Origin of the sequence: Aeromonas lacus (genome assembly GCF_000764665.1) — a bacterium.
Lineage (GTDB): Bacteria > Pseudomonadota > Gammaproteobacteria > Enterobacterales > Aeromonadaceae > Aeromonas > Aeromonas lacus.
In genome coordinates, this window is record NZ_JRGM01000001.1 from 1 (window position 1) to 518 (window position 518).

General features: G+C 43.2%; 1 pseudogene. It reads right to left on the bottom strand.

Features of this window, described 5'->3' with window-relative positions:
• Positions 1 to 518: pseudogene (locus LG31_RS20725) on the bottom strand (hypothetical protein); the annotation flags it as partial.

Consider the following 518-nt stretch of genomic DNA (forward strand, 5'->3'; position numbering starts at 1 on the left):
TCCAACAGTTGTACCATATGCAGCTTTTTCAGTCGCATTGAGATTATCCAGCAACCCCTGCACTAACGAGTTGGCATTGGTGTCCTGAGTTGGCTCACCATCAGTTATATAAATAACATAGCCATTGTTAGAACATTTATCATAAGGCGCTTTATAGGTTCCGACAGGGTTTTCTGCTAATGTATCCCGAGCAGGAGTTCGTGAACTATCGTCATCACCATAATACACTGACCGGCCACCAAATAGACGATAGGCCTCATACAGCGTTTCGCATAGCGGCGTATTAGTTTCCGCCCCAAGGCTATCTATGGTCGACAATAAATTCTGTTCTGCCGTAACACCATTACCGATATCGGTATCGTTACTTAGAATACGTCGAACAATACGTCCACCATTTTTCGTACCATTACTGTCATTGTAATTATATACAGCCAACCCAAAATCAACACCAGGAGTTGAAGATATCAATCCCTTCACAGCATCCTTAGCAACCTGAAGTCGTGACTGAACACTATGTC